The sequence below is a fragment of the Deinococcus peraridilitoris DSM 19664 genome (assembly GCF_000317835.1).
In the GTDB taxonomy this organism is placed as follows: Bacteria; Deinococcota; Deinococci; order Deinococcales; family Deinococcaceae; genus Deinococcus_A; species Deinococcus_A peraridilitoris.
Genome location: NC_019793.1, coordinates 3584167 through 3608115 on the forward strand (window position 1 = coordinate 3584167; position 23949 = coordinate 3608115).

27 protein-coding genes and 1 tRNA gene are annotated in these 23949 nt (G+C 64.8%); 16 read left to right on the forward strand and 12 right to left on the reverse strand.

Annotated features, from left to right (window positions below):
- Positions 1–66 precede the first annotated feature (66 nt).
- From DEIPE_RS17365 to DEIPE_RS17400, 8 genes are all read left to right on the forward strand, one after another.
- Entirely contained in the window at positions 67–831 is a 765-nt protein-coding gene (locus DEIPE_RS17365; RefSeq protein ID WP_015237284.1) for an alpha/beta hydrolase family protein, read from the forward strand.
- A 60-nt stretch (positions 832–891) separates the two neighbouring features.
- On the forward strand, positions 892–1632 hold the full coding sequence (locus DEIPE_RS17370) for an alpha/beta hydrolase family protein (protein ID WP_015237285.1): 741 nt from the start codon (positions 892–894) through the stop codon (positions 1630–1632).
- Between the two features lie 96 nt (positions 1633–1728).
- On the forward strand, positions 1729–2235 hold the full coding sequence (locus DEIPE_RS17375) for an arsinothricin resistance N-acetyltransferase ArsN1 family A (RefSeq protein WP_015237286.1): 507 nt from the start codon (positions 1729–1731) through the stop codon (positions 2233–2235).
- An 86-nt stretch (positions 2236–2321) separates the two neighbouring features.
- Entirely contained in the window at positions 2322–3368 is a 1047-nt protein-coding gene (locus DEIPE_RS17380) for an ABC transporter ATP-binding protein (RefSeq protein ID WP_015237287.1), read from the forward strand.
- The gene (locus tag DEIPE_RS17385; protein ID WP_015237288.1) at positions 3365–4168 is read left to right on the forward strand and encodes an ABC transporter permease; all 804 of its coding nucleotides are present in this window, start codon (positions 3365–3367) and stop codon (positions 4166–4168) included. The genes DEIPE_RS17380 and DEIPE_RS17385 overlap by 4 nt, the downstream gene beginning before the upstream one ends.
- A gap of 34 nt (positions 4169–4202) precedes the next feature.
- Positions 4203–4955 (forward strand): ABC transporter permease, encoded by a 753-nt coding sequence (locus DEIPE_RS17390; RefSeq protein ID WP_245557559.1) that lies wholly within the window; start codon positions 4203–4205, stop codon positions 4953–4955.
- 136 nt (positions 4956–5091) lie between these two features.
- Positions 5092–5628: a hypothetical protein gene (locus DEIPE_RS17395; protein WP_015237290.1), complete on the forward strand. Its 537-nt coding sequence runs from the start codon at positions 5092–5094 to the stop codon at positions 5626–5628.
- Between the two features lie 185 nt (positions 5629–5813).
- Positions 5814–6020: a DUF1540 domain-containing protein gene (locus tag DEIPE_RS17400; RefSeq protein ID WP_015237291.1), complete on the forward strand. Its 207-nt coding sequence runs from the start codon at positions 5814–5816 to the stop codon at positions 6018–6020.
- A 162-nt stretch (positions 6021–6182) separates the two neighbouring features.
- Here the strand turns inward: DEIPE_RS17400 and DEIPE_RS17405 are convergent, their stop codons facing one another.
- A complete protein-coding gene (locus tag DEIPE_RS17405) occupies positions 6183–9242 on the reverse strand; it encodes an insulinase family protein (RefSeq protein WP_015237292.1) in 3060 nt (1019 codons plus the stop codon).
- A 50-nt stretch (positions 9243–9292) separates the two neighbouring features.
- Here DEIPE_RS17405 and DEIPE_RS25300 point away from each other — a divergent pair, with 50 nt between their 5' ends.
- From DEIPE_RS25300 to DEIPE_RS17430, 5 genes are all read left to right on the forward strand, one after another.
- On the forward strand, positions 9293–10807 hold the full coding sequence (locus DEIPE_RS25300) for a putative Ig domain-containing protein (RefSeq protein ID WP_015237293.1): 1515 nt from the start codon (positions 9293–9295) through the stop codon (positions 10805–10807).
- Complete coding sequence (locus DEIPE_RS17415) at positions 10804–11250, forward strand: hypothetical protein (RefSeq protein ID WP_015237294.1); 447 nt, start codon at positions 10804–10806, stop codon at positions 11248–11250. The genes DEIPE_RS25300 and DEIPE_RS17415 overlap by 4 nt, the downstream gene beginning before the upstream one ends.
- An 8-nt stretch (positions 11251–11258) precedes the next feature.
- A complete protein-coding gene (locus DEIPE_RS24540) occupies positions 11259–11798 on the forward strand; it encodes a hypothetical protein (RefSeq protein ID WP_041231707.1) in 540 nt (179 codons plus the stop codon).
- A 121-nt stretch (positions 11799–11919) separates the two neighbouring features.
- Positions 11920–12117 carry an RNA-binding S4 domain-containing protein gene (locus DEIPE_RS17425; protein WP_015237296.1) on the forward strand — a complete coding sequence of 66 codons (198 nt, stop codon included), beginning with the start codon at positions 11920–11922 and terminating at the stop codon, positions 12115–12117.
- A 67-nt stretch (positions 12118–12184) separates the two neighbouring features.
- On the forward strand, positions 12185–12706 hold the full coding sequence (locus DEIPE_RS17430) for a DUF1684 domain-containing protein (protein ID WP_015237297.1): 522 nt from the start codon (positions 12185–12187) through the stop codon (positions 12704–12706).
- 15 nt (positions 12707–12721) lie between these two features.
- Here the strand turns inward: DEIPE_RS17430 and DEIPE_RS17435 are convergent, their stop codons facing one another.
- The 4 genes from DEIPE_RS17435 to DEIPE_RS17450 all read right to left on the reverse strand — a co-directional run bounded on the left by DEIPE_RS17435 (position 12722) and on the right by DEIPE_RS17450 (position 15023).
- Entirely contained in the window at positions 12722–13012 is a 291-nt protein-coding gene (locus DEIPE_RS17435; RefSeq protein WP_157448916.1) for a hypothetical protein, read from the reverse strand.
- An 82-nt stretch (positions 13013–13094) separates the two neighbouring features.
- Positions 13095–13601, reverse strand: a complete 507-nt coding sequence (locus DEIPE_RS17440; RefSeq protein ID WP_245557561.1) for a ComF family protein — start codon at positions 13599–13601, stop codon at positions 13095–13097.
- Positions 13602–13748: 147 nt separating this feature from the next.
- The gene (locus DEIPE_RS22495; RefSeq protein WP_015237300.1) at positions 13749–14444 is read right to left on the reverse strand and encodes an adenylate kinase family protein; all 696 of its coding nucleotides are present in this window, start codon (positions 14442–14444) and stop codon (positions 13749–13751) included.
- Between the two features lie 48 nt (positions 14445–14492).
- Positions 14493–15023 carry a hypothetical protein gene (locus DEIPE_RS17450; RefSeq protein ID WP_015237301.1) on the reverse strand — a complete coding sequence of 177 codons (531 nt, stop codon included), beginning with the start codon at positions 15021–15023 and terminating at the stop codon, positions 14493–14495.
- Between the two features lie 570 nt (positions 15024–15593).
- Between DEIPE_RS17450 and pdxR the strand changes: the two genes are divergently transcribed.
- Positions 15594–17012 (forward strand): MocR-like pyridoxine biosynthesis transcription factor PdxR, encoded by a 1419-nt coding sequence (gene pdxR / locus DEIPE_RS17455; RefSeq protein WP_015237302.1) that lies wholly within the window; start codon positions 15594–15596, stop codon positions 17010–17012.
- Positions 17013–17158: 146 nt separating this feature from the next.
- Here pdxR and DEIPE_RS17460 read toward each other — a convergent pair whose 3' ends face one another.
- Positions 17159–17479 carry a hypothetical protein gene (locus DEIPE_RS17460; protein ID WP_015237303.1) on the reverse strand — a complete coding sequence of 107 codons (321 nt, stop codon included), beginning with the start codon at positions 17477–17479 and terminating at the stop codon, positions 17159–17161.
- Complete coding sequence (locus DEIPE_RS17465) at positions 17476–18648, reverse strand: class I SAM-dependent rRNA methyltransferase (RefSeq protein WP_015237304.1); 1173 nt, start codon at positions 18646–18648, stop codon at positions 17476–17478. The genes DEIPE_RS17460 and DEIPE_RS17465 overlap by 4 nt, the downstream gene beginning before the upstream one ends.
- A gap of 228 nt (positions 18649–18876) precedes the next feature.
- Between DEIPE_RS17465 and DEIPE_RS17470 the strand changes: the two genes are divergently transcribed.
- Positions 18877–19395 carry a hypothetical protein gene (locus tag DEIPE_RS17470; RefSeq protein ID WP_015237305.1) on the forward strand — a complete coding sequence of 173 codons (519 nt, stop codon included), beginning with the start codon at positions 18877–18879 and terminating at the stop codon, positions 19393–19395.
- Here DEIPE_RS17470 and DEIPE_RS17475 read toward each other — a convergent pair.
- Positions 19380–19856, reverse strand: a complete 477-nt coding sequence (locus tag DEIPE_RS17475) for a peroxiredoxin (protein WP_015237306.1) — start codon at positions 19854–19856, stop codon at positions 19380–19382. The two genes, DEIPE_RS17470 and DEIPE_RS17475, sit on opposite strands and share 16 nt — an antisense overlap.
- 190 nt (positions 19857–20046) lie before the next feature.
- Between DEIPE_RS17475 and tilS the strand changes: the two genes are divergently transcribed.
- The gene (gene tilS / locus DEIPE_RS17480) at positions 20047–21651 is read left to right on the forward strand and encodes a tRNA lysidine(34) synthetase TilS (protein WP_015237307.1); all 1605 of its coding nucleotides are present in this window, start codon (positions 20047–20049) and stop codon (positions 21649–21651) included.
- Positions 21652–21656: 5 nt separating this feature from the next.
- Here the strand turns inward: tilS and DEIPE_RS17485 are convergent, their stop codons facing one another.
- From DEIPE_RS17485 to DEIPE_RS17500, 4 genes are all read right to left on the reverse strand, one after another.
- A complete protein-coding gene (locus DEIPE_RS17485; RefSeq protein WP_015237308.1) occupies positions 21657–22343 on the reverse strand; it encodes a metallophosphoesterase in 687 nt (228 codons plus the stop codon).
- 45 nt (positions 22344–22388) lie between these two features.
- Positions 22389–22465: transfer RNA gene (locus DEIPE_RS17490), tRNA-Pro, on the reverse strand.
- Positions 22466–22581: 116 nt separating this feature from the next.
- The gene (locus DEIPE_RS17495) at positions 22582–23028 is read right to left on the reverse strand and encodes a RecX family transcriptional regulator (protein ID WP_015237309.1); all 447 of its coding nucleotides are present in this window, start codon (positions 23026–23028) and stop codon (positions 22582–22584) included.
- A 116-nt stretch (positions 23029–23144) separates the two neighbouring features.
- A complete protein-coding gene (locus tag DEIPE_RS17500; RefSeq protein WP_015237310.1) occupies positions 23145–23849 on the reverse strand; it encodes a Bax inhibitor-1/YccA family protein in 705 nt (234 codons plus the stop codon).
- Positions 23850–23949: the final 100 nt, after the last annotated feature.

The following is a 23949-nucleotide window of genomic DNA, read 5'->3' on the forward strand; positions in this document are numbered from 1 at the left end:
CTCGCCGGCAAGTGACCACTGCAGGCAGGTCGCCCGCATGCAAACTCCATGCCGTAGACTCGGCGCATGGAAACATGGGCTTCGTTCGTGGTCGGCGGGCAACGTGTTCATGGCATGCTGCACGTGCCCGAAGGCACGGCGCCTGAGGAAGGCTTTCCGAGCGTCGTCATTTTGCACGGCTACACCGGCAACCGCTCAGGCGACCACCGGCTGCTGCCCTTACTTAGCCGGGAATTGATGGCGCGCGGAGTGGCAAGCCTGCGCTTCGATTTTCGTGGCAGCGGCGAATCTGAGGGAAGCTTTGCCGAGATGACGGTGGCGCGTGAGATCGAAGACGTTGTGGAGTCCTTTCACTTCATGCGGATGCAGCGCGGTCTGAATCCGCAGCGGGTGAGTCTGCTGGGCTTTTCGATGGGGGGCATGGTCGCGGCCCTCAGCGCGCCGCAGGTGCGCCCTGAGCGGCTTGCCCTGTGGGCACCGGCCTTGCCCGAACTGTGGCTGAGTCAGATGCCAGATCCGCGCGTGCTGCCCGAAGTGATCGACGTGAACGGCTGGCCGCTCGGGCGCGCTTTCGTGGAAGAACTGACGATGCTCGATCCGTTGATGACCCTGCAGTCCTACGCGGGACCCGTGCGTATCTTTCATGGATCCGCAGACCCTTCGGTGCCCCTCGGTATCGGGGAGCGTTACGCGCGGGCCGCCGGGTGCGAGCTGGTCGTGATCGAAGCGGCCAATCACTGCTTCGATTCGCTGGCCTGGACCGAGCGGCTGTACCGCACCACGGTGGACTTTTTCGTAGAAGGACACCGGGAAGCCGTGCAGGCAAGCTGAACACCGGATCAGGCACTCAAAGTGCAATGCCGTGCGCGGGCGAGCCGTACACTGGCGCGCATGGAAACCTTTGCGTCTTTCCGCGTAGGGAGCGAACGACTGGTCGGGATGCTTCACCTGCCCGACACCTTGGCTTCGTCGACGGGCTTTGGGCTGGTGGTCATGCTGCACGGGCTGGGAGGCGACCGCAGCGAGCGTGGACGCCTGCTGACCCAGGCCAGCCGGTTTTTCGCCGCCGGTGGCCTGGCGAGTCTGCGCTTTGACTTTCGCGGCAGCGGCGATTCGCAGGGAGAACACGCCGCCATGACCGTCACCGATGAAGTCGAGGACGTGACGGCCGCCGTGGATCACGCGCGCAACTTTCCCGAGATCGATGCTGAACGGGTGTCGCTGCTGGGTTTTTCGCTGGGTGCCCTGGTGGCAGCGTTGGCCGCACCGCAGGTGGCGCCTCACCGCCTGGCACTCTGGTCGCCACTTCTGCCTTCCGATTTGCTGAGGCTGGTGCCGGGCGGTCAGCTTCCGGCAGGAATCAGCGAGTATCAGGGGATGGGTGTCGGGCGGGCCTTCCTGCTGGAACTTCCCCGACTCGATCCGCTCACGGCCCTCGGCAGGGCACAGCGCGTGACCCACGTCTTTCAGGGCGAAAAGGATGAAGTGGCGCCCGAGTCGAGCGGTCAGCAGTACGCGCACGCCGCGAACGCGCCGTACTCGGTGGTGCCCAGGGTCGGCCATTACTTTGAACGGCTGGGGGCACGCGAAGCCCTCTACGAAGGAACTTTGCATTTTCTGCGGGGCCGCTGAAACAAGCAGCGGCCCGGACTTGACGGCAGCGTCGTCCGGGAAACACCAGCCCCTGCTATGCTTCGGCTGAAGTTTCTCTTGCCACGTTGGAGACTGATGACCGACCCCGCCCGAACACTGACATCCCGTCGTGCCACGCCCGCCGACGCAGGAGCTATTGCACGGATTTACAACCAGGGCATCGAGGACCGCAGTACTTTCGAGACCCGGCCGCGCTCGTCGCACGAGGTCGCCGGCTGGTTTGACGAGCGCTTTCCGATCGTGGTGGTCGTGGATCAGGCGGGCATCGTCGCGTTTGCCTCGACCAGCAGTTACCGTCTCCGCGACTGCTATGCGGGCATCGCGGAATTCGGCGTCTATGTGGCCCGCGAGGCGCGCGGTAGGGGTGCCGGGCGTCTCGCCATGGAGGCGCTCATTCCCGCTGCGCGGCAGGCGGGATTCTGGAAGCTGGTGTCGCGTGTCTTTCCCGGAAACACTGCAAGTCGTGCGCTGCTGTCCCACCTGGGGTTTCGGGAGGTGGGGACCTATGAGAAGCACGCCCGGCTCGAAGGGGCCTGGCAGGACGTGGTGATCGTCGAGAAGTGGCTCGGAGCGGTTGACTGATCACTGATGGCAACCGCGGTCCCCAAGACTGGGGAGCCTGACCGAAGTTTCCGCTTGTTTCGGTACCCACGGCACACGGGAGGAGCATGCTCAAATCAACCTCGTCAGCGCAGGCTGCCGCCACGCCGGAAGCCAGCGCCATCCACGTCAGCGGCCTGGCCAAGCGCTACGTCGTCCATGAAAAAGAACCTGGCCTCCTGGGCTCGCTGCGTTCGTTCGTTCACCGCCAACTGCGCACGGTCGAGGCGGTCAAGGGTGTCAGCTTCGATCTGCGGGCAGGCGAGATGGTGGGCTTCCTGGGGCCCAACGGGGCAGGCAAGACCACCACGCTCAAAATGCTGTCAGGTCTGCTGTATCCCACGGATGGAACGGTGCGGGTACTGGGGCGGGAACCCAAACGGCGCGAGCGTGATTTTCTGCGCTCCATCACCCTGGTCATGGGGCAGAAGCAGCAGCTGCTGTGGGATCTGCCCGCGCTTGATTCCTTTCTGGTCAATCAGGCGATCTATGAAATCTCCGAAGCCGATTTTCGCCAAACCATGCGCGAATTCGACGAGGTGCTCGACCTGGGGGGCATCCTGCGCAAGCAGGTCCGTAAACTCTCGCTGGGTGAACGCATGAAGTGCGAATTGGCTGCCGCCTTGCTGCACAAACCCAAAGTGCTCTTTCTCGATGAGCCGACCATCGGCCTCGACGTCAACATGCAGCTGCGCATCCGTGAGTTTGTCCGCGAATACAACTCCCGCTACGCCGCGACCGTCATCCTGACGAGTCACTACATGGCCGATGTCACGGCGCTCTGTCAGCGCATTCTGGTGATTGATGCCGGTCGGCTGGTGTTCGACGGAGCCCTGGCGTCGCTGGCCCTGCGCGGCGGTGCCCACAAGAGCATCAAAGTGCAGCTTGCCCGTCCGGTTTCCCACGATGAGTTGACGCGTTACGGCTCGGTCATGACGCTCGAAGGGCTTCATGCCGAGATCAGCGTGCCGCGCGCCGAGGTGGCCGCACGTGCCAGCCTGCTCCTGACTGACCTCGAGGTGGCCGACCTGACCGTCGAGGACCCGCCCATCGAAAGTGTGATCGGCCAGCTGTTTCAGGATGGCGTCTCAGCAGAACTGGAGAAAACCCCGTGAACCTCGTTCGCAAGCTGCGGGCGATCTTTGCGGCGCAAGTGGCGCACATGACCGCTTACCGCGCCGAAATCATGATCTGGATGCTGGCCGGTACGCTCAGTTTCGTGATGATGGCGGTCTGGATTGCCCAGGCACGCAGCGCGCCTGGAGGTGAGATCGGTGGGTACGACGCGAGCGCCTTCGCCTCCTACTTTCTGGGAACCTGGATCACCGGTCAGTTTCTGGTGGTCTGGGTGGTATGGGAGCTCGATTATCAGGTGCGGCTGGGGCAGCTGTCCCCCAAGCTGCTGCGTCCCCTTGACCCTATCTGGGAACACGTCGGCAATCACCTGGCAGAGAAGGTGGTGCGCCTGCCCTTTATTGGGCTGATCTCCGCAGTGATTCTGTGGCTGGTGCCCGGAGCGCGGTTCAGCAGCGACCCGCTGGTGTATGTGGCCTTTGCGGGAATGATTGCGCTGGCGTTCTGCGTGCGGTTCCTGATCGAGTACTGCCTGGGACTGCTGTGCTTTTGGATGGAGTCGACGACTTCGCTCAACAACCTGAGTTTCCTGGTTTATGCGGGGCTGGGAGGTGTGTTCGCACCACTCTCGCTGTACCCTCCGGCCCTGCAGGACATCGCGCGTCTGACGCCGTATCCGTATATCGTGAATCTGCCCGCCCGCATGCTGTCGGGGAGCGCCGGGTGGTCAGAAGTCGCCTCAGGAGCGCTGGTGCTGCTGGGCTGGCTCGGCGCGCTGTCGCTGCTGCGTCTGGGGCTCTGGCGCGCCGGGCTCAAGCGCTACGGTGCGGTGGGGGCCTGAGATGCGGCGTGCCGGGCGGTTGATGCGGCTCTTCATGGCCAATTCACTCAGCGCGCAACTCGAGTATCGCGGCAATTTCTTCGCCGGCCTGCTCGAGAGCCTGGGACAGATCGGCATCGGCTTTCTCAGCCTGAGCCTGTTTTTCCGCAACAGCAGCGCCCTTGGGGGTTGGAGTCTGCCCGAGGCGGCCCTGGTGCTGGGTTTTTACATGCTCACCATCAGCTTTATCAGCGTGTTTCTCTATCCCAACCTGAGCCGCATTGCCGAACAGGTACGCCTGGGCACCATGGATTTTACAGCGCTCAAACCCTTGGACGCGCAGTTTCATGTCTCGACGCGAAACCTCAACGCCTTTCGTATGGGCGATGGCCTGATCGGTCTGGTCGTGGTGATCTGGGCACTCGTCCAGTTGGGCGGTGTGGGTGTGGTTGCCCTGCTGGCGGGCGTCGTGCTGTACCTGTGCGCGCTTGCCATCGTCTACAGCATCTTCCTGATCCTCGCCACCACGGCGTTCTGGTGGGTCAAAGTCGAGAACATCACCGAGCTGTTCACCGGGCTGCTGGGCGCGGCGCGTTTTCCGGCCTCATCCTTTCCTGGCTGGGTGCGCGCCTTTCTGACCTTCGTGGTGCCGATTACGTTTATTACTACCGTACCGGCGCAGGCCATGTTGGGCCGGAGTACCTTGACGTTGACGCTGGTTTCTCCCTTGATTGCGCTGGCGCTGTTGGCGATCAGCCGTCTGTTCTGGCTGTACGCTCTGCGTTCATACACCAGCGCTTCGAGCTGACGTTGACTCGGGGTGGCACTGGCAGATCGCCTGTACAGGCGACCTGCAGGTGCAATGTAGCTGGGTGGCTTGACGTTTTGTTCATCCCACGCCAAAGTAGAGTGAAACGGTCGGAATTGGGCCGCACCCTACTCTTATGCCAGACCTGCCATCACCCCTCCTTCAACCCGGCGACCACGAGCCCATTCTCACCGACCCCGAGACCCGCGCTGCTTACGCGATGGCGGCGCGGGCGGTACTCGCCGGGAAATACCCACGTGCGCCCCTGCGGGTGGTGACTGCCCGCCTGCGGCCGACCCCCGAAGTCCGTCTGGCCGAAGCGGTGCATTCCCAGGCCCTGAGGACCAACCGCGCGTTTCTGGAAGAAGTCGTGATGGTCGAACTGGCGCCCCTGGGTGCCGAGCAGATCAAATTCGGCGCCGAAGGTACTGCAGATTCTCTGGAGCGTGCGCGCCAGTTGCTGCTGAGTGCAGCGCAACACGATGACGAGGCCCTGAGCGTCGATTCCTACCTGACCGTACTGCTGGCCCGTACGCGCGGTTCCCTGCGTCACTGCTGGCCCGAGGTGGAGGTGGTGGCCCTCGCGCTGATCGAGCGCGGCGTACTCGACGAGGTTGAGATCGCGCACCGGGTCCGCTGCGTGCAGGGAATTCGTTCAGTGACCCTCAACTGAATTCAGAGCGTCCACTCACGACGCCGTTCGAGCTTCTGCGCTGGAACGGCGTTTTTTGTATGAAGACCGGTCTATATCGCAGTAATCGGGTCAGCTTTCTGCGTTGAAGGGTGGTGGGTGGTGCACTACGGTGAGGACAGCACCAGCTGCCGGGAAGGTGTCCCGGCGAACGAAGGAGGAGCAGCATGACGCAGAACGACCAGATGGGTGAACGTCAGACGAGCATCGTCGGCGCGTGTGGAGCCACCGACTGCCGCTACAACGAGGACCGCGAGTGCCACGCCGGGCAGATTCAGGTTGGCATGGCCGGCAACATGGCGCAGTGTATGACGTATGACCCCACCGGGGACCAGTCGGGCATGACCGACATGCCGCGGGTCAACCCCTCCTGAGCCTGGCAAAAGGAAGAAGACCCAACCTTGGTTGGGTCTTCTTCCTTTTGCGGTTTTGTGACGTTTTGTGACGGCAGTGACACCACAGGCGGTTCGCGTCAGTACTCTTTCACGGGCACGGCAGGCACTCGCGCCACCTTACCGCTTGCGCCCGAAACGGTGTCAGATCGCTGTGACTTCGAATTGCAGGCCCATTTCGGCCAGTTCTGCGTTGGGGTCACGGCCCGTCACCATGGCGTACGCGGCTGCCTCCTCGTGCAGATGCTCGTCGAAGACGCGCCGCATGTCTCCCAGCGTGACCTCCAGCAGGCGGCTCTTGAAGCGCTCCTGCACTTCGGGCGTATACCCCGCCTGATCCCCGAAGAAGCGCATCCGGGCCACCGTATCCGGAGAAGTGAGGGGATCGAGCTGGGTCGAGGCACTCAGGATGGCTTCGCGAAGTTCGCGCTCTCCCAGCGGGCCGTTCACGAAGTCACGGGCCGCCTGGAAGACCTGATATGTCCGGGCCATCCGAGGATCGCGGTACGACAGCATCCCGAACAGGCCCCCCTGTGGATCGTAGGTCGCAAATCCACCGTACGCGCCACCCTTCTCGCGAAGCTCTCGCAGCATGTATTCGCTGCGCAACAGGTGCGCGAGCGCCAGCAGCGCCGGAGCATCCCGGTGCGTGTAGGGCACGGCCCGGAACGATTTCGCGTGATAGGACACCGGCACGTCGGTTGTGCGGGCCTGAGGCACGCGGCTGGGCAGGGCGATTTCAGGAGTGCGTGCCTCGCCACCGCCGAACAGACCTGTGACGGGACTCAGGTCCAGCTCCAGATCTGCCGGCGTCGCCGTCAGCAGTACGCGAGCCCGGGTCGCGCGCAGCGCGCGCGTGATCTCGGCAAAATCCTCGAGCAACCCGGTCAGCCTGGCTTCATCGTCAAGGCCCTTCAGGCGGGCCAGCTGGCTGAGTCCACCCTGACGCTCGGCCAAGGCGGCGGCGCTGCTCAGCTGTGCGGTCGCCAGACCACGCGCGTACACATGACCAGAGGACACCACGCCCGACTCCATGCCTGCCCGCTGCTGGCGCGTCAGCTGCGTGAGCCGCGCGAGGTCGAAGGCCGGTTCGGCCAGCAGGTCGTGCACGATGTCCACCAGGTGAGCAGCATTGCGCGACAGGGCCTTGCCACTCACCGTGAAGCTGGCTCGCACGTCATCCAGATCGTCCGGTCCGGTGCTGACCCCTGCCGAAGCGCTCACGCCACCGGTCTGCGCCTCGATGCGCCTCGACAGCCCGACGTAGTCGAGCCCACCGGCACCCGAGCGGGTCAGCGCGTAAGCGTACAGCGGCAGAACGTCCAGCAGCGGCGTGGGCAGCGCGCCGACGTTCAGCTGAACGTCGAGGTACACCGCCCCCGAGGTCGGCTGCGGCGCTCGCCCCACCGTGGCCCCAGCGCCCTGCTGTACCCCGTACGCTGGACGGGGCACGCCGCGGGGAATGTCTCGCAGCTCCAGCGTCGGCAGGACGCTCGTATCGTCAGGCTGCTCCTGCAACCGGGCAAGTTCCACCGCCGTTTCAACGACCGCGCGCCGGTCCTCATCCGTGAACTCGGCACTGAGCGCGCTCACACGCGACCGCTCCTCTTCAAGCTGCCGCTCGGGCATCGCCGGGTCCGGGCGCAGCACGAGACGCACCCGGTGTGGGTTGTCGAGCAGCTCCTCACGGATCATCCGTTCAAAAAACCCGCCTTGGGCGCGCAAGGTGTTCAGGCGCGAAAGGTCTTCTTCGAGACGCAACGCACGCAGTGGATCACCACCGTACAGCCAGGTGCTCGCGAAGCGGAAAAAGACCTTGAGCGAATATGGCCAGCCTGAATTGCTGACTTCCTTGCGCGACAGTTCGAGCTGGTGGATGGCGCTGTCCACCAGCTCGGTTTCGATGCCTTCGTCGGCAATCCGCTGCAGGCTGCCCAGGACCAGCGCCTCAACCGAATCGGCGATGTCGGCGTTCTCACTGATCGAAAGTCCCTTGAGGCCGGCTGCAAAGGCCGACTGCCGAAAGTCGTCATGGTATCCCGTGAGGTCGGCCGTGGCGCTGCCCAGACCCGACTCGATCAGTGCGCGGCGCAGCGGCGCGGCCGGATTGCCGAGCAGCACGTCGGAGAGCACGTTCCAGCGCAGCACATCGAAGCTGTCGAAGCTGGGCGCGACCATCCAGGCCAGCAGCACCTGAGCGCCGGTGGCCGCGTCACTCGACGGGTAAGCCACCTCGACCTGCTTCGGGGTGTCGAAGCGAGGCTGGTCGGGAATGCCGACATCGAGCTCCAGCGGTGCGAACTGCGACATGACCTGCGCCTCGATGGCGTTCAGAAAGCGCTCGATGGGCAGATTTCCGTAAGTAAAGAAGTAGGCGTTGCTGGGATGGTAGTGACGGGCGTGAAAATCACGCAGCCCTTCCCACGTGAGGTCGGGAATATTGGTCGGCTCACCTCCCGAGTTCACCGCGTAGGTCAGGTCGGGGTAGAGGGCTTTTCCAAGGGCGCGGTGCATCTGCGAGGACGCCGACGCCATGCCGCCCTTCATCTCGTTGTAGACCACGCCCTGCAGCTTCAGTTCACCCTGCGGATCGTCGATGGGATCGAACTCCAGGCGCCAGGCTTCGCGCAGAAAGGTTTCCTTGCGCAGCAGCGGAAAAAACGCGGCGTCAAGGTAGACCGAGAGCATGTTGAAAAAGTCCTGCTCGTTGCGGGTACTGAACGGGTACGCTGTCCAGTCCGACGCTGTAAACGCGTTCGAGAAGGTATTGAGAGAACGCGGCTGCATCGAGAAGAACGGGTCCTTGACCGGGAATTGGCGCGATCCGGCCAGCACGATGTGCTCCAGAATGTGCGCCACGCCGGTGGAGTCCTGCGGTACGGTGGGAAACAGCACCGTGAACGTCAGGTTGTCGTCCTCACGCGCGATGTGCACGTGGCGGCTGCCGAGGTCATGTCGAAGCTCGTAGAAAGTCGCATCGATTTCCGGCAGGCGCTCGCTGCGCTGCACGGTGTAGCGGCCGAGGCGGGTTCCTGCCTTCAGTTGCTCATGGGTCAGAGTCACGCCCGGATTGTACCCAGTCAGAAGGCCTGATACAGCGGCATACCTGCTTATTGCCAGACGAGATCCGCTCCCGATTTCCCCGCCCGGGCGGCAGCCCTTTGCCGCACTGAGACAAACGGGATGCAACTCCAGATAAAACATGAGGGCCCGTTTGGTCGCAATTTCATCTTGTCGGACCGTACACTTGGGCCATGCTACGCAATCTCGCTCCCCTCGGGCTGGCGCTGGCGCTGGCGGCCTGCGGTGCCAACAACGCCGCCACGGGCAGCACGGGTGCCCGTGAGGTGCTGCGCTTCAATACCACCAACCTGCCCACCGCTTACCAATTCGAGCCGTTCGGGGCCGACCTTCAGGTGGCCGGTGGAGTCAATCCCTATACCCTGCGCGTCACGAACGGTACCCTACCCCCTGGTCTGCGCCTGAACGGGCGGCGCCTGGAGGGCACGCCGACCACCCAGGGCCGTTTCCAGTTCATCGTGGAGGCGACCGACGCCAACCTCTCCACCCGCGCACAGACGTTCGCAGTGTCAGTGGGACAACTGCCGCCCCTGGGTCTTGTTCCCGCGTTTCCAGCCGGGGAATTTCGTTCGGACACCCGCATTCCGCTGCGCATCGACTTTCCGCGCGAAACCCGCGCGGCCCGTTTCCATTGGCAACTGCCGCCAGGAGTGCAGGTCACGCGGGTCGAGACGGGGAGCGGCGGGCAGTTGCTGCTCTGGAAGCAGAGCGGCACCCTGCTGACCCTCGATCTGGGTTTCGTGCGCCAGCCCACCACCGGTTCGAACGTAGCCCTGATCGGCCTGCGCTTCGCCCAACCGACCCGCCTGGACGCAGCCCAGGTTGCGTTTACTTCGGCGGCAGGTGACGGCAAGCTGATCGCCGAGAAGAAATTCGGAGCGGCAACCGTCATGTGTGCCCCTGCGGGAAGTGCCGCCTCGAACCCGGCCCCGGCCCCAGGCTCCGGCACGACCCCGGCAGCCTCGGCGCCCGCGGGGGCGACCCCCGGTGCTGCCGCGCCGACCGGAACCGCAGCTCCTTCAACTGCTGCGCCGACAACTGCTGCGCCGAGCGGCACTGCCGCGGCGGGCAATGCGGGCCAGGGAACGGCCGGGTCGACGACTGCGCCGACGACCCCGCCGACTGCTCCGGCGGGGAGCACTTCTGCAGCTCCGGGCACACCAAATCCCGCCCCAGCCGCCACCCCCCCCGCTACGGCGACGACCCCGGCGGGCACCGGTGCCACGCCGGATACCGCGCAGAACAGTCCACCTGCCACCGGAACCCCCACGGCTTCCACACCGTCCGCTGCTCCTGCTTCTGCTCCAGCCGCGCAGCCTGCACCCGCACAGAATGCCGGGGCGGCTACGCCCAGCGTTCAGGTGCCACAGGTGCCCGCCGCGACCGCCCAGGCCTGCGTGCCCCAGGGGGCGGCCACGCCCGCACCCGCCACTCCGGCACCCGGCAGCACTCCGGCGACGCCGGGCGAAACCCCCACCAGCGGCCCTACCAACAGCGCGCCCAGCACTCCCGCCGCGCCGAGCACGCCAACCGAGCCAACCGAGAGCACGCCGCCCGCAAGTCCGCCCGACGACACACAGGACGAAACCGACGGCGACACGGGTGAGCAGGATGACGAGGAGGGCAAAGACCCTGGCACGCCTTCCGTGCCCACGATTGGTGAGCCGCCCGCCGGGGGGACGCGATGAGGCGCCTCCTGCTGGCCGCAGCATTGCTCGGTTCGGTCGCTCAGGCCACGGTGGCTCCCAAGCTGTCGCTGACCGAGCAGGCCAGAAAGGCGCAGGTGATCGTGCAGGCGCGTGTGGCTGCCGTCACGGCTCAGGAGCGAGACGGTCAGCGCTGGACGGTCTACCGGCTGAACCTGGTCGAGACGCTCGCCGGCAATGCCGCTTCGCTTCCGGTGATCGACAACACGCCTGCCATGTGGGTACTCGAAGGAGTCGAGAACGCACCAACCCTACGCGTCAACGATGAAGCGGTCCTGCTGCTCTACACTGGCCTGATGGACAGTCCGGTGGTGGGCTTCAACCAGGGCATCTACCGAATTGCCAACGCCCGCGTGGAGGGCGGTGACCCCGCGGAACTCGCAGCGTTCAAGGCAGCGCTCCTGCGCGCGCGGGGGAGCCAGTGAACGGGACGGTGAGGAAAACCGTCGCACTGCTGGCCCTCGCATTGCTGGCCTTGCTGGGCACAGTGGCCGGGGCCGTGAACGTACAGATCCGACCCGGCAGCCCCGAAGTCGAAGTGGCCCTGCGGCAGGCACTGCAGGAACTGGGCACGGGCGACGTGACCTTTACCCTCGTTGCTTCCGCCGGTCCCACCTTTCGCCTGGGTGGCGTTCCGGCCTTCAATCCTGACGTGGTGAGCCGCAGCCTGACTCGTGGCGGCGAGCGCGTCGTCGAATTCAACCCGAACGGACCGCTGCCGCTGGCGCAGGCAGTCAAACTGGAAGCCGCGCGGGTGCTGGGCCTGCCCGAAAACGCGACCCCGCAAGACGTGCGGGCACGGTACGGCGGCGCGGACCTGAACGCCGACGGACGCATCGACCTGGCGGATTTTGCCATTCTCACGGCCAATTACGGCAAAAACGGCAGTGGCCTGCCCGGCGACCTGAACGGTGACGGTAAAGTCGATGGGGTCGACCTGCAGCTCTTCTCGAAGTTTTACACACTGCCGTAAACGCCGGACCGCTGGCCTCCTCAACTGCAAACTTCCGCAGGCGCGCCCACCGGCGCGCTTTTGCGTTCTGGCAGGGAGCGCGGGCGTTTCATGCCTCGGCGAATTCTGGCATCATGCGCTCATGACCGACGAGCCTACCATCGACTTGCAAGACTGGCTGAAATTCGCGGGCCTCGTTGGCACGGGTGGCGAAGCGAAGTATCTGATTCAGGGTGGTGAAGTGAAACTCAACGGTGAAACCGAAACACGCCGCCGCAAAAAGCTGCGGCGAGGCGACGAGATCGAGATCGAAGGGCAGCGCTTCAAAGTCGACTGGTAAGGAGCACGGTCGGTCAAGTGCAAACCGCTTTACCTTCGGGCACCCCGCCTCCCTCTTTACTGTCAGCATGAACGACTATGTCAGCGAGGTACTTGACCACCGCCGCACAAAAGACGACTTTTTTCGCACGCGGCAGTCACCGCTTTCCGAACGAACCAGAAACGATTTTGCCGGGCTGGCGTACTATCCACCCGACCCCGCTTACCGCCTGATCACGTCCCTTGCCCTTGCTCACGGCGAGGAGACCGAGCTGCTCACCAGCACCGGCGAGCTGCAGACGTACGCGTTGTACGCCACCGCCCATGTGCAGTTGCCCGAGGGCGGCGCGGAGCTGTACCTGTATGCGCCGCCCGGTGAGCGTGCACCCACCCAGTTGTTCGTGCCGTTTCGTGACGCCACGAGCGGCAAGGAAACCTACGGGGCGGGCCGGTACGTCGAAGCGCAGGTGCAGGGCGATCAGGTGCTGCTGGACTTCAACTTTGCCTACCATCCCTACTGCGCTTACAGCGAAGGATGGAGCTGCCCGTTGCCACCTCAAGCCAACTGGCTTGATTTCCCGGTGCGCGCGGGAGAGCGCAACCTGCTCTGAACGCTCGCCGAGCGCTCAGTCCGAATCCACGTGGCCAAGGGGTTCGGGATGAGAATGGTTTTCGAGTCGGCGCAGGCGGACTTGTTCCAGATGATGCAGCAAGGCGTCAAAGGCACCTTCACCATCGCGCAGGACGAACGCGAATTCCTCTTCGTTCAGTTTGCGTCCGGCAAAATCGCTGGCGAACTGCGTCAATAAATCACGCAGTTTGGCCTGATCCGCTTCCCGCACCTGCACGGTGAACAAATCATTCAGCATCGCGCGTATCTCGTCGGCAATGCGGGCGTGAACGCCGTACAGACTCATGGGATAAGCGTAGTCAAAGGCGCAGGTACCGACTTGAAGACTCAGGGTTTGCTCAAGGACGTGGGCGGTCTGTTCGCCGTATTCAGCGGGCCGCCACCGCAAAGTAGACCTGATCGGCGCCCGCGCACCGGAGCATCCGCGCGCATTCGGCCAGGGTGGTGCCGGTCGTCAGCACATCGTCGACCAGCAGCACACGTGATGGAACGGCGCCAACCGTCCGGAAGGCGCCCTCCACGTTGGCCCGCCGCTCACTGGCCGACAGTCGGGCCTGCTGTAAGGTAAAACGTTCGCGGCTCAGCAGTTCGCGGTGAGGAACGCAGAGCCCGTGGGCCAGGGCGCCGGCGAGCAGCGCCGCCTGGTTGTAACCACGCGAGCGCAAACGGCGCTCGTGCAGGGGAACCGCGCACACCACCTCAGGGTGCCAGCTCTCCGGGACGGCGCCCGCCAGCTCCCGGGCAATCGCGCGCGCGACTTCACGGCTTCCCTCGTATTTGAGGGCCTGCACCGCCCGGCGCAGCGGCCCCTCGTAACGTCCCAGCGACACGAGGTGCGGGTGCGCTTGCCGTGACAGCACCGAGTGCGCGCTCACTTCGGCACGCAGGTGTTCGTGGCAGGTCCCGCACCAGCCGCAGGATCGGTCAAGTGACACCCCGCAGCCCGGACAGGCGCGGGGCAACAGCGACCGCAGCAGCCCAAGCACAGCACAGCTTACTGCGGGTTCCGGGTGGCCTGGGCCTCACAACAGTGCAGACAGCACTCGGGCGGTCAATTCACGTTCACCGTCGGCCACCGTCATGCCCGGCGTGGAGGCATCGATGTCACACACCGTTCCGGGCGGCAACGCGCCGCGCAGAAACGCAATGGTGGGCAACACCTCCTGCTCGTAGATGGCCCAGCGGCGCGCTATTGCCTCGGGGGAGTCGTCGTCCCGGCGTCGGGCGAGTGAACGTCGGGCCTGCTCTGCGGCGTCGATGTTCAGGTGAACGACTTTCAGCACCGGCAGATCGAGTGCCTGGAGCGTGGTCAACAGGTGCCGCGCGACCACTACCCGGCGTGGGTAACCGTCGAGCAACCAGCGTCCTTGCTGCAACGTCAAAGACTCCCGAAGTTGCCGTGAGATGAGGTGCTGCGTCCAGACATTCGGAATCAGCAGGCCGGCGCCCATGCAGCGCTCGACTTCGCCCAGCGGATCGCGGGCGCCGTCGGGAAGCAGGGCGCGAAGTTCAGCGTTCACCTCAGCCCGCTGGACCCGGTCGCGGCGCGTGGTGGCCACGATGTCGCGCAGCAACTGTCCCATCGATACATGCGAGTGCACCAGACCCCGGGCGAGCAAGGCGCGCGCCACTGTCCCTTTCCCGCTGCTGCTCGGACCGGCCAGCAAAAAAACGCCCCGCGAAGAAGCAGGGCGCGCAGGATCGCCAGGGGTGGTCATGTCGTGGAGGAGTCTAGCAGGTGAAACGGCGCCGGGGTTGCCAGCTCATCAGGACGTGGGTTCGCCCTGCGGCAGATCGTCGACAAACAGCGGCAGATCGAAAGCCTCAATGCGCGCGTACAGGTGCTCGAGTGCAGCGGGGTCGATTCCCGGTGCCGCGAGGCTGAGGCAGGTAAGGTAGTACTCGCACACCGGGAGCAGTCGGTCGCCAAGACGCTGGTGTTCATCGGGCGTGAAAAGCCCGGCAAACACTCCGGGATCGCCCAGCGCCGGGTGGCCGCCCTGCCGCAGGGCGGCCCGCAGGAACTCCGCGACTTCGGAGGGGTTGTGCCAGAAGCCGAAAGCGGTCTCCGAAGTGAGACGGTCGATGTCCCGTAGGCCGGAAAGCGGAATTTCCTTGTTCACCAGCGCCCGGGCAAGTGCCTGCCGCTCAAGGCGTTTGCGCGCGTAGCGCGAGATCGACAGCAGGGCGTCGGCAGGTGTCACGCGGCCTCCCACGGCGACGCGCAGACGGTAAGCCAGCACGTAATCCTGATATTCACGAAGCAGCGATGACACGGGCTGCGGCACGACCGTCATTGTAGTGACCTCGCGAGGCGAAATATGGTGTTTTTGCTCAGTGTTCGCGCCGCAAAACCGTGCGCCCCGAGAAGTGCAGGGCGTTCACGACCGGCAACTGCCGGTTCGCCGGATCACGTGGCCGCTTCAGGCCGGCAAGGGCAGTCTGCACACGGATCAAAACTCAAAACTCGGCACTTGACCGTGAGTGCAGTCGTGAGTGCAGTGCCTGAGGCAAGTCGGCCCACCGAAAAGACGTGCCGCAACCTACAGCGGTTGTCAAAGACATGGATCGGTTTTTGATCAATGTCTTTGACCGAGCGGAGAGCGCGCAGTGCCCGAAACCGCTTTTGGGCACGCTGTCAGCGCGGGGAGCGAGTGACCTTGACCAGGAGCGTTTGGAAGCGGGCAGGCGTCCTTCAGGGCGTCCGTTCTGCCCAAGACGCGGGCAGGCGTCCTCATGGGCGTCTTGCGCAGAGCAGCCCTCAAAGCGGTTTGAGGGCTTGCGCGCGTCCGTTCTGCCCAAGACAATGGAATTGATGGAGTGTCTTCCTCCAAGGGTGGAATGGACAAACGCTCTAGACTGACAGCGTGGACCTGTTGCCCGCTCAAAGCGCGGAAGCGTTGTACCGCCGGGTGTACCGCAGCCTGCGCGCGGCCATCCTGAGTGGAGAATGGCCGGCTGGCCGGCGCCTGCCCTCCTCGCGTGAGCTGGCGCGCGAGTGGGGTGTCGCCCGCAACACGGTGATCGAGGCGGTCGAACTGCTGATGGTGGAAGGTTACCTGGTGGCGCGCCCGGCGTCGGGTACTTTCGTGGCGCCCAGCCTGGCCCCCGAGCATCCCCGAGGCGCGCTGTCCCAGACCGAGGATCAGCATCCGCCCCTGCACCTCAGTGGCTGGGCCGAGCGCGCCCTGGCCGCCGAACCTGCCCGGGAAGCAGAGTTGCACTTCGAATTCGATTTCCGCCCCGGTCAGGTGCCCACCGACATCTTTCCCAGCGAGGCCTGGGCCCAGGCGCTTTCGGCGCGGTCGCGTGATCTTCAGCGCGGCGGGTACGGCGACGAGCTGGGACCGCTCGAGACTCGCGAGGCGCTGGTGGCGTACCTGCGACGCGAACGCGGCGTACAGGCCACCCCAGACATGCTGATGCTCACGTCGGGGTCGCAGGGCAGCCTCGACGCCCTGGCGCGGGTGTTTCTGGAGCCAGGCCGCCACGTGGCCGTCGAGGACCCCGGCTACCTGGGGGCCCGCCGTGTTTTCGAGGCTGCCGGCGCGCACATTCACGCGGTTCCTGTTGACGAGGACGGCCTGATGCCCGAAGCCCTGCCAAGCGAGGCCACGTTGCTGTACGTGACGCCCGCTCATCAATTTCCGACCGGGGCGATCCTGCCAGCAGAGCGGCGGATGCGGATTCTCGAGTGGGCGAGGCGCACGGGCGCCTGGGTGATCGAGGACGACTACAACTCGGAATTTCGATTCGGTTCGCGTCCCCTCACGGCCTTGCAGGGTCTCTCACCCCACGGCGTGATCTACGTGGGCACCTTCTCCAAAAGCCTCGCCCCCGCGCTGCGCAGCGGCTACCTGGTCGCGCCGGCCCGCCTGGTGCGCACACTGGCGCGGGCACGCGCACTCACCGACCGCCAGCCTCCCACGCTGGACGCCCTCGCGCTGGCCGAATTCCTGCAAGGCGGGCAGTATGCTCGGCACGTCCGGTACGCCCGTGGACTGGCCGAAGAGCGCGCCGAGGCCCTCCGGGCCGCACTGGAGCGCCACCTGCCGAGTTGGCGACCGCGCTTCAGCGGGGCCGGGCTGCACCTGTACGTGGAGCTGCCCCCCGAGCTTGACGAGAAAGAAGTGAGGCGGCGCGCTGGGGAAGCGGGCGTAGGCGTCGGAATTGCCTCCGAGTATGCCCTGACACCGCAGCCTTCCGCCGTGCTGCTGGCGTTCGCTCACCTGTCTCCGCTCCGGATCGGCCCGGGCATCGAGCGTCTTGCCCGGGCCACGCGTTAAGTGTCTACCGCTTCAGATCTTCCGTTCGGGGAACAGCACCCAGAACTACAGAACCCAGCGGCAGACACGCTTCCCCGACTCGCCTCCGCTCGCCCCACGTTTTGGGAGAACACCAAAACTCAAGTGGGAGCTACTTAACTGATCCGTCAGCGCTCGAATTCGTGCTCGAGCCAGGCGCGTCGGCCGCCTTCGCGCTCCAGCAGCGGGGTCGCCAGTTCCAGAAAGCGCTCCCGGGCGTGTTGCGCGGCCTGGGGTGTGACGCCGTACCGCTCAGGCTGCCGCAGCAGCGTCCGCAGCAAGTCCAGAACCACCACGTCCTGATAAGCGACCCCACCCGCCTGCATGTCCGCTCGCCAGTTCACCAGAAAATCAAGTACGAACGGTGCTGGCTCTAGCGTGCAGCCTCCCGGATAGCGAGGCTCCGGTGGAGCAGGGAAGACGACCTCCAGATTTTGCTCGGCGCTCACCGTTCGATCCTCAGCAGCAGTGATTTGAGGTAGAGGCTTTCGGGTACGGCGAGCATCCAGGGATGATCAGCCGGCTGGTACGTGACGTCAAGCACTTCAGCGCTCACGCCCGCCTCGCCGGCCGCGACCCGCGTGGCGTCCAGCAGCTCCTCGACGCGCAGGTAATGCGCGCAGCTGGACACCAGCAGGTGAGCGCCACTGTCGAGCATGCGCATCACGCTGGCGGTGCCCTCGGAGAAAATACGCTTGGCACGCGGCACGTCATCCTTGCGCTTGGCCAGCGTCGGCGGATCGAAGACGGCGAGCTGAAAGCGGCGTTTCTCGGCCTCCAGTCCCTTTAGGGCTTCCAGCGCGTCCCCCAGGCGGCTGCCGACCAGGCGCTCGACCTTGTTGGCGCGGGCCACCCGTTCGAGCGTGCCCAGGGCGAAAGCGTCCTTGTCGATGGCCAGGGTTTTGGCTCCGGCGAGCGCGGCGTGCAGCGAGAACGCCCCGGTGTAGCTGTAGACGTCGAGCAGGGCGTCTCCCGCACGGATGAGCGAGCGCATCCGGCGCCGGTTGTCGCGCTGATCGAGGAAGAAGCCGGTTTTTTGCGCTTCTAGCGGCGAAAAGAACAGCTCGAGGTCGTCCTCGAAGAAGGTGACGCGTTCTGGAACTTCACCCCACAGCGGTCCTGTTTTGTAGGCCAGGCTCTCCTTGGTGCGCTCTGACGTATCCGAACGCTCGAAGGCGTGGGCGGCACCGGTGACCTCGCGCAGCGCCCCCAGAATCAGGTCACGGTGCCGCTCTACCCCGGCGTTGCGAAGCTGCACCGCCAGCACCTCGCCAAACTGGTCGGCCACCACGCCCGGAAGGCCGTCCGCTTCCGCGTGGACCACCCGCTGGGCGTTGGTGTCCTGGATGCGCCCCTCGCGCCGCTGCAAGGCCATTTCCAGGCGGCGCCGATAAAACGCAGCATCGATGGCTTCCTTTTGCAGGGTCAGCATGCGCAGCGGGGTGCCGCCTTCGGCGTTGAAATAACCGCGTCCCAGAAAAGCCCCGCTTTCACCGTGGACGTCGACGACTTCGCCCGCGCCGATTCCGGCCTCTGCGTCAAGGATGTCACCGGTGTGGCCAAACGGATAACGGCCGAGTATCTTGCGTTCCCGGCCAGCTTTCAGTCGCACTTTCATAATGTCTCCTGCAGGCCGGGGCCTGACTCGCAGGAGTATAGAGTGCGCCCATCAGATCGAGGGTGGTGCTGATGCCCCTTTTTTGCAGGCGCGCCGTGCTTCCGGCTCCCCGCCAGACTTTCCGGACCGGCATTGGCGGCGATCGGTACGCAACGTGATGCTTTGGTGGACCGCTGTCTGCCGGCTTTTCATACGGCGTCAGACCGTTCGCGTCACACTGAATGAATCATGACCCACCGACTTGCCCTGTTTCTGCTGGCCTTGCCGCTCACCGCTTGCGGAACCATTCCCTTGCCAGCCCAGAGTGTGAATCTCGATCTCGAAGTCCCCGTTCCGCCGTTGATTGAACCTTCGAGCATGGTGTTGTACCTGGAAACAGACGCATTCAAAGGTCAAACGATTCCCGGCACCATCACGCTGCAGCGCCTTGAGATGGAAGCGCTCTACAGCGGCGCGCCCGGTGAACGTGAGCTGACGGTGTATTTGCGCGAGACCCTTCCCAACTGCCCTTCTTATCAGGGTGTGTATGCGTGCGAGGATGCTGCAGGCGGGGTGCAGATCGCCAAGGATATCCTGGTCGCCGGCGTGGCAAAGCGGATCACGCTCAACGGTGGAAAGGGAAGCATTCTGGACCGTGTGGCGCACACGGGCAAAGGCTACTTTGGCCTCAGCCTGTCCAAGGGCCCACGCACCGGCTTTACTGACAAGCTGCGCCTCAACAAGGCCACCGCTTACCCCGCGTTGTGACGTTGTTGAATCCGTTCCAGTTCCGCGAGCACGTCCGTTGCGTGACGCAGGGGATTGACCCGGCTCCAGTGGTGCACGATGTTTCCCGCCGGATCGATGAGGAAGGTCTGACGGCTGCTGCGTCCGAAAACTTTCATCAGCCCGCCCATCACGCCGTATGCAGCGGCGATCTGCCGGTCGCCATCGGGAAGCAGCGGAAAGCTCAGGGAGCATTTCTGCCGGAACTTTGCCTGTGACGCCTCGGTGTCCGTGCTCACGCCGATCACCGTGGCGTTGAGGCGTTCGAACTCCGGGAGTGACGATTCAAAGCGTCCGGCTTCGAGTGCGCAGCCCATCGACCCGGCCTTCGGATAAAAGAACAGCACCACCCAGCGTCCGCGCAGGGCGCTCAGCTCGACAGCGCGCCCGTCGTCGCTGCGGGCGCTGAAGGCTGGCGCCGTTTCACCCACGCGTAAACCCATACGGTCATTGTACGGGTCCGTCGCTCCCGGGGAGACCGGGTTGCGCCTAGAATGCCAGGGTGCAGCGTTCCGACGGCGAGAAGAAGTACGCTCCCACAAACTGGGCAGCCGTCTTCTCTTGCGGATGTTGTGTCATGGTGCCCGACACGCCGACTGGCAGCGAAATGATCCTTTTGTGGGGTGGCGCTTCGTGACGCCGCTCTTGTTGCCGCTGCGTCGCTTTGCCGGAAAGGAGGTGCTGCTGGCCCTGTCCGGCGGTGCGGATTCGGTTGGCCTGCTGCGGGCCCTGCAGGAAGTCGGGGCGACGGTCACGGTGGCGCACTTCGACCACCGGCTGCGACCGGACTCAGGTGACGACGCAGCCTGGGTCGAGGCCCTCTGCAAGGAATTCCGGCTGGCGCTGGCGCTCGGAGGGGCCGACGTTGCGGGTGTGGCGCGCGCGCGCGGTTGGACGGTGGAGCAGGCCGCCCGCACCCTCCGGTACACCTTTCTGGCACAGACTGCGCGGCAGCGTACGCTGAATACCATCCTGACCGCGCACACCCGCGGAGACCAGGCCGAAACAGTGCTGCACCAGCTGCTGCGCGGCGAACACGCCCTGACCGGCATCGCCCCGGTGTCCGGCCATCTCGTGCGTCCCTGGCTGAACGTCGAGCGGAGCGACATCGAAGCTTACCTGTGTCAGCTCGGGCAGGGCTGGCGCGAGGACGCGAGCAACCTCGACCGCGCATTTACCCGCAACTGGTTGCGGCATGACGTGCTGCCGAATCTGCGCTCACGGTTCCCGTCACTTCACGCTGTGCTGGCCCGCTTGGCAGCCTGGCAGGCCGAGGACGAGGCGCTGCTGGGCGCACTGGCCTCCTCGGTGCCTCCTCATGCTTCGCTGGAGCGTGAGTCGCCCGCAGTGCTGCGCCGTCTGGTAGCGCAGCAGTTGCGGGGCGCCCGGCTCGATTTTCACGCCGACCACGTGGAACGCCTGTCTGGGGCCCTGCGTGAAGGAAATACCCGGCACGTCACACTGCCCGGCGGTCGCGACGTGACCGTCACGGGCGGAGCACTTCACCTGACGTCCGTGGAATGGCCTATCCCGGACTTTGCGTTTCCGGCGTCTTGGGAGCGCCGTCACCGCCGACCCGGCGACCGGATCCGACTGGGCGGCGGAACGCGCAAGCTGTCCGACCTGTTGAGCGACCGCAAGGTACCCCGTGCGGAGCGAGACCGGATCTGGCTGTTGTGCGAGGGCGAACGTGTCCAGTGGATCGGCCTGAGACCACCCGTCTGGGCGAGCGACAGCGACGCTGAGTTTCGACCGGCTGGTCTGGGAGGAGGAGAAGCGCCCTGGTGGACCGAGATGGGCGAGGCTCTGGGTCTGGCCGCCCAGGCCGCAGTCGCGGGGGAGGTGCCGGTGGGGGCGCTGGTCGTATACCACGGGCAGGTGATCGCTTCGGCACGCAACACGTCGCGCCAGGATGGCGACATGACGCGCCACGCGGAACTGCTGGCATTGCAGCGAGCGTCGCAGATCCTGAGGACCCCCTATTTAAACGATTGCACCCTGGTGGTGACGCTTGAGCCTTGCCTGATGTGCTACGGAGCAGCCGTCGAGTCGCGGATTGGCGAAATCGTGTTTGGAGCCGATAACCCCAAGCTGGGCGCGCTGGGCGGTCTGTCGGACGTGTCGCGCGCCCCGTGGAGTCACCGGCCCCGCATCACCCGCGGTGTGCGCGCGCGCGAAGCGTCCGCGTTGCTGCACTCGTTTTTTCTGGACCGCCGGCAGAATCCTCAGGAATCTTGAGCGGATTACAAGATTCTTCTGGGCCGGAAGAAGAGACCATCGGCCGCCACCAGGTGCGTGGGAATGCCATTCCACATGCGCAGGCTGCGCTCGATCGGTACGCCGTGCAGATGACCATAGACCACCGCTTCGGGCCGGTACTGATCGATCAGGTCAGTAAAGCCGGTTGGGGCGAAGTGCAGCGAGGTCGGAGGGTAGTGGAGCATCAGCACCGTGCGAGGCGCACCTGTCAGGCGCGCGGCTTCGAGGGCCAGCCGCAGCCGTTCCAGCTCACGCTTGTAAATCCGCTCGTCGTCCGCGCTGAATTCGTCGCTGCCGGGCACCACCCAGCCACGTGTTCCGCAGATGGCCACATCACCAAAGCGCAGGGCGTCGTTTTGCACTGCGAACATCCCGCGCGGCAACTGCGCACGCAGCTTGCTGATCGACGGCCACCAGTAATCGTGATTCCCACGGGAGATCACTTTGAGTCCTGGCAGCTTTGCCACGTGCTCCAGATCGACGAGGGCGTCGTCGAGCTTCATTGCCCACGACAGATCGCCGGGCAGCAGCACCAGGTCGTCTTCCTGTACGGTGTCCTGCCAGCGATCGAAAATAGCCTCGGGATGCCCATGCCATTGCCGTCCGAATACCGTCATGGGTTTCGGATGCACCGCTGAAAGGTGCAGGTCGGCAATGGCAAGAATATTCATTCGTCTGTCCAAATAAAAAGCTGGCCCTGTGGGGCCAGCTTCCTGTGGTCGGGGCGAGAGGATTCGAACCTCCGACCCCTTCGTCCCGAACGAAGTGCGCTACCAGGCTGCGCTACGCCCCGAACCACGCGCTTGCCGGGAAACCCGGATCGCGCCACGCAGTCTAGCGGCGGGCCCGGAGGGTGTCAAGGCCGTCCAGTGTCATGGCAGGGGGCGTGCCGGGCGCGGCACGCCGCGCTCACAACTCATTTGCCTCGCTTTCCAGGGCGCGCAACACCGACCAGATCACGTCCGGTGAGAACCCACGCCGGGCCAGAAAACCGTAGGCGCGTGCCCGCGGATCACGGGCACGCAGCCATCGCTCACGGTTGCGTTCCACCAGCTGTGCCGCTTCGTTTCGTTCCTGCTCGGGGTCGCGTGTCAGCAGGGCCGCGTCGACGGTCTGACGGTCTACCCCGCGCCGCTTCAGGTCAAAGCGGATACGCGAGGCGCCCACGCCGCGACGGTCACTCGCAGCGCGTGCCAGGGCAGTGTCATCCAGGTAGCCCAGTTCCCGCAGGCGTGAGATGACCCGCTCGGCTTCCTCGGTGGATACGTCGCGCCGCGCGAGGCGGGTGCGCAGTTCCTGCTCGGTGAGCGCCCGTTGCGCCAGCGCGCGAAAGGCGTATTGCATCGCGTCGGCCATGCCCTCAGTCTAGAGTCATCGCGCGGTCCGTAACCCGGCACGCATGACGAACAGGCCACACATGCGTGATGAGGAAGCGGGGGCCACGCCCCCGCTTCCTCATCACGCTGACGAAATCAGTCGCGGTTGGAGCCCGTCAGACCGAAAATGCGCAGCACAAACAGAAACATGTTGATGAAGTCCAGATAGAGGGTGAGCGCGCCGTACACCGCGAGCTTCTCGCCCGTTTCGCTGGCCGCGTCCACGCCGCCCAGCGCCATTTCACGGAGTTTTTGTGTGTCGTACGCGGTCAGTGCGCTGAACAGCAGCACCCCGATCACGCTGGTGATCCATACCATCAGGGTGGACTGCAAAAAGAGGTTGACCAGCATCGCAACGATCAGGCCGATCAGGGCCATCAGCAGAATGCTGCCGTACTTGCTGAGGTCACGCCTGGTGGTGTAGCCGATCAGGCTCATCGCTCCGAACATGCCGGCACTGATGACAAACGCTGCGGTGATGTCACTCGCTGCGTAGCGCATGGACAGCGTGGCGAAGGTCAGGCCGTTCAAACCTGCGTAGAGCATGAACAAGACGCTCGCGACGCTCGCGCTGACGCGGTTGAGCAGGAAGCCCAGCCCAAAAACGATGCCGAGCTGCACCAGCACCAGCATCAGTACGTTGTCCATGACCGTCCCGAGCAGAACTTCGTTGCGGGCGGTGAGGAATGCAATGATTGCGGTGAGCGAAAGACCCGCGCCCATCCAGGTGTAGGTGCGGTTGAAAAAGGACCGGACAGAAGTGGTGGTACTGGGAGACAGGGTGTCGATCTTGGTAAACACGGTGCTTCCTTTCAAGGGATGTTACGCGAGCAGCCAGCCGAAAGTTCCCACAGTTCGTGGGCGGACGCCTGATGGACGGGTCTCTGATCGGTACTGTAAC

Excerpts from the sequence above, each read along its gene's own strand:
- DEIPE_RS17365 (WP_015237284.1), top strand. The coding sequence starts at position 67 with ATGGAAACATGGGCTTCGTTCGTGGTCGGCGGGCAACGTGTTCATGGC.
- DEIPE_RS17370 (WP_015237285.1), top strand. The coding sequence starts at position 892 with ATGGAAACCTTTGCGTCTTTCCGCGTAGGGAGCGAACGACTGGTCGGG.
- DEIPE_RS17375 (WP_015237286.1), top strand. The coding sequence starts at position 1,729 with ATGACCGACCCCGCCCGAACACTGACATCCCGTCGTGCCACGCCCGCC.
- DEIPE_RS17380 (WP_015237287.1), top strand. The coding sequence starts at position 2,322 with ATGCTCAAATCAACCTCGTCAGCGCAGGCTGCCGCCACGCCGGAAGCC.
- DEIPE_RS17390 (WP_245557559.1), top strand. The coding sequence starts at position 4,203 with ATGGCCAATTCACTCAGCGCGCAACTCGAGTATCGCGGCAATTTCTTC.
- DEIPE_RS17395 (WP_015237290.1), top strand. The coding sequence starts at position 5,092 with ATGCCAGACCTGCCATCACCCCTCCTTCAACCCGGCGACCACGAGCCC.
- DEIPE_RS17400 (WP_015237291.1), top strand. The coding sequence starts at position 5,814 with ATGACGCAGAACGACCAGATGGGTGAACGTCAGACGAGCATCGTCGGC.
- DEIPE_RS17405 (WP_015237292.1), bottom strand. The coding sequence starts at position 9,242 with ATGTTTTATCTGGAGTTGCATCCCGTTTGTCTCAGTGCGGCAAAGGGC.
- DEIPE_RS25300 (WP_015237293.1), top strand. The coding sequence starts at position 9,293 with ATGCTACGCAATCTCGCTCCCCTCGGGCTGGCGCTGGCGCTGGCGGCC.
- DEIPE_RS17415 (WP_015237294.1), top strand. The coding sequence starts at position 10,804 with ATGAGGCGCCTCCTGCTGGCCGCAGCATTGCTCGGTTCGGTCGCTCAG.
- DEIPE_RS17425 (WP_015237296.1), top strand. The coding sequence starts at position 11,920 with ATGACCGACGAGCCTACCATCGACTTGCAAGACTGGCTGAAATTCGCG.
- DEIPE_RS17430 (WP_015237297.1), top strand. The coding sequence starts at position 12,185 with ATGAACGACTATGTCAGCGAGGTACTTGACCACCGCCGCACAAAAGAC.
- DEIPE_RS17435 (WP_157448916.1), bottom strand. The coding sequence starts at position 13,012 with ATGAGTCTGTACGGCGTTCACGCCCGCATTGCCGACGAGATACGCGCG.
- DEIPE_RS22495 (WP_015237300.1), bottom strand. The coding sequence starts at position 14,444 with ATGACCACCCCTGGCGATCCTGCGCGCCCTGCTTCTTCGCGGGGCGTT.
- DEIPE_RS17450 (WP_015237301.1), bottom strand. The coding sequence starts at position 15,023 with ATGACGGTCGTGCCGCAGCCCGTGTCATCGCTGCTTCGTGAATATCAG.
- DEIPE_RS17465 (WP_015237304.1), bottom strand. The coding sequence starts at position 18,648 with ATGAAAGTGCGACTGAAAGCTGGCCGGGAACGCAAGATACTCGGCCGT.
- DEIPE_RS17470 (WP_015237305.1), top strand. The coding sequence starts at position 18,877 with ATGACCCACCGACTTGCCCTGTTTCTGCTGGCCTTGCCGCTCACCGCT.
- DEIPE_RS17475 (WP_015237306.1), bottom strand. The coding sequence starts at position 19,856 with ATGGGTTTACGCGTGGGTGAAACGGCGCCAGCCTTCAGCGCCCGCAGC.
- DEIPE_RS17485 (WP_015237308.1), bottom strand. The coding sequence starts at position 22,343 with ATGAATATTCTTGCCATTGCCGACCTGCACCTTTCAGCGGTGCATCCG.
- DEIPE_RS17495 (WP_015237309.1), bottom strand. The coding sequence starts at position 23,028 with ATGGCCGACGCGATGCAATACGCCTTTCGCGCGCTGGCGCAACGGGCG.